At 41.4% G+C, this 2,143-nt stretch carries 3 protein-coding genes; all 3 read left to right on the top strand.

Annotated features, from left to right (window positions below; translation table 11 throughout):
• Positions 1–141: 141 nt before the first annotated feature.
• Positions 142–420: a hypothetical protein gene (locus tag AC2VE5_RS26175; protein ID WP_486890482.1), complete on the top strand. Its 279-nt coding sequence runs from the start codon at positions 142–144 to the stop codon at positions 418–420.
• 112 nt (positions 421–532) lie between these two features.
• Entirely contained in the window at positions 533–1,522 is a 990-nt protein-coding gene (locus AC2VE5_RS26170) for a glycosyltransferase family 2 protein (protein WP_486890481.1), read from the top strand.
• A gap of 4 nt (positions 1,523–1,526) precedes the next feature.
• A partial coding sequence (locus tag AC2VE5_RS26165) for a glycosyltransferase family 2 protein (protein ID WP_486890480.1) occupies positions 1,527–2,143 on the top strand: 617 nt, incomplete at its 3' end.

Here is a 2,143-nt window from a genome sequence, read left to right as displayed (position 1 = left end):
GGCAGCAAGGGATGAAGTTTCTGCCCTATTCGCATCATTTAGGTCACCACGATGTAGCGGCATAGAAAGTTACTCCCGTTAGTTTTCAGATATTAGAATCTTCATATTCTCACTTTCTTCCCACTATATCTAATGTCCCTTTTGAGTTTGCAGATACGCCCTAGTAAATGTCAATTAGACACCTTCAACATCCATCACTTGCTACATACTTTCGAGTCTGCCGTAAATAAAGGAATTTCTCAACCAATTGCGCGACACTTAAACCCTATACTTGCGTTACTAATTGGCGACTTGAACTTTTTTGCACCGCGATTTAGTCCATTATTAATTGCCCACTGGTTTGAGTTAATACACGGGAAACCTTTCCCTTATACTTTTCCAGATCCCCAAGATGAGTTTTTAACGGCTTGGTTAAAGTAGCGCAAAGCCTTAATTAGTGGTGACATGAGTAATTTATCAGCGCTGCAAGCAGTCGCCACAACTCCTCAAGAGCGATCGCGAGTTTATTTAGAAAAAGGTTATAGTTTACTGATTGCTGGGCAAGAACTTAACCCCGATAGCCTTACCACAGCTAAAAAATTGGACACTTTTAGAAATTGCTCAAGTTTTAGAAACTGGTGGCGTTTCTTTCTGTTGGGGTACAGCAGCCACACACAATATTACTCAAGGAAAAGTTAATCAAAATATTAAACCTCAAGTGCTGGCGATTGTTCCTCATTATCGCTGCGAAGCATGGCTAAAAAGATGTTTAGAAAGCTTGGTAAATCAGACTAGAGTGCCAGATAGAATTGTTGTAATTGACGATGGTTCAGAAAATCCACCTATAAGTATAGTTGAGCAGTTTCCGCAAATTACCCTACTTGCCTCCCCTGTCAAGGTTGGACCTTACAGACTTATTCAACAAGTAATTGCCAATACAAATTATGACGCATATTTATTTCAAGATGCCGATGACTGGTCAACAAAAAGTCGCTTAGAAAGATTATTGCAAGCAATGACTATTACGGATGCGGAGTTAGTGGGGACGCAAGAATTAAGAGTATATGAGGGTAAAATCACCCCTGTCTGCTATCCCCTAGATGTCAACGCCGCGTTGAAAGAAAAACCAGGACATCCTTTAATCCATCCTAGTAGTTTGGTGACGCGAGATTTGGTAATGCGATTAGGTGGATTTGCTACAGGTTTAAGGTTTGGTGGTGATACCGAATTTCTGCTACGAGCTTCAATAGCCGCAAAAGTTGTTAATATACCTTACTACTGCTATTATCGCCGCAAGCGCCAGGGATCTTTGACTACGGCGGCGGATACAGGTTTAAATTCCCCCGATCGCAATCAACTAATTAAAGTCTTGAAAAGTAGAGCCTTAGCCAATTATGCAGCGTTGCAAGCAAAGCAACCACCATGTTTAACTCCTTTAATTACCGCAAGTCCGATTAAGCTTAAATATGTTGCAGGTTTCCCTCTCTTGGAAAACTCTGTGGAAGGAAACCTCCCCCACAGAGCTTCCGCTTGGCAAGCATAAAGTGGTGTTAGAAGCGATAGTTCCAGTTAAAGATAGAGCAGAAGTCAAGCAATGCGTCCAATCTCTCTTAAGCATCAATTCTATCGATAAAATTACCATCTGTGATGGTGGTTCAACCGATGCTCAATGTATAGCTAGTCTACAAAAACTTACTCGTAAGTGCGATCGCATTTCTATCCTCAATTGTCCCACTACAGGATTTAATAAGTCTAGGCTGCTAAATCACGCGATCGCCAAATCTAGCCGAGAATTATTGCTAATCTCTGATGCTGATATTATCTGGAATGAAGAAGCTATCAAGCAGCTAAAAAGTAAGGTAGCCTCTAACACTATCTGTTACGTGCAAGACGTGGCGGAATCGCAACCGCAATCAGTTTCTGTAAAACGCGATCACTATACTTACAATATTCAGATAGCTGATAACACTGCCTCGATTGAGATTGTACCTTGGTCCTTGCATTCCGGCGATTTGCGCCCTGGTTGCGGATTGATTTGTACAACAAGAAGTACCCTAGTTAGCATCGGTGGATACAAAGAAATTTTTACGGGCTGGGGTTGGGAAGATCAAGACTTATTGATCCGGGTTAAACTTCTAGGTATCAAAATTGTTAGTGATGGCAA

The organism is Aliterella sp. E5.1 (assembly GCF_057473825.1).
The sequence above is the reverse complement of the archived record's forward strand: the minus strand, read 5'-3'. Positions and strand labels throughout refer to the sequence as shown.